Here is a 703-nt window from a genome sequence, read left to right on the forward strand (position 1 = left end):
GGCGGGCCGCGATATCGTCAACACGACGCTGGTCGATGCAGTCGGCGCAACCGGCTCTTCCGGCGCAAGCAAGGTCAATACAAGCTTGATCGGCCAGCAGGGCACGATCGCGTCGACCGGCGATCTGTCGGTTCAGGCTGGTCGCGACCTCACGCTTCATGGTGCGAATCTGTCGGCCGGTGGTGATGCGCTCGTGACGGCGGGCCGAAACATCAACGTCGATACGGTGCAGGCGACGACGAACCAGTCGCTGTATCTGAATGATCAGCATCATTGGGAAGAATCGAAGACGACGAACGTGACGAGCGGTATCGCCGCAGGCGGCAGCTTGGGGATGCAAAGCGGCAACGATACGACGCTCAAGGGGGCGGCCGTTTCTGCCGGTAAGGATTTGTCGGCGATTGCGGGCGGCAATCTGACGGCCACGACGGTCACGGATACCGCGAAGCTCGACAACGTGGCAGCGGACAGCAAGACGCGGCAAGAAATCGATCACGTTTATGACGAACGCGCCGTCGGCACGCAATTTACGGCGGGCGGCAATGCGACCCTTGCGGCAGCGAGTACCGACGCGTCGAAAGGCAACGTAGTACTGACGGGCTCGTCGCTCACGGCGGGCGTGACGAATGGCGTTGAAAACGGTACGGGTGCCGCAAACATCGTAGCGACGGGCAACGTCACGGTGAACGAAGCCCGTGAGGAT

The 703-nt window shown here is 61.9% G+C and carries 1 protein-coding gene; it reads left to right on the forward strand.

Translation table 11 applies throughout. The features are described 5' to 3' along the window. Positions 1 to 703: hemagglutinin repeat-containing protein (locus ACV22Z_RS35680; protein WP_448080933.1), on the forward strand; the 703-nt coding region annotated here is incomplete at both ends.

It is taken from the genome of Burkholderia sp. PU8-34 (assembly GCF_053427725.1).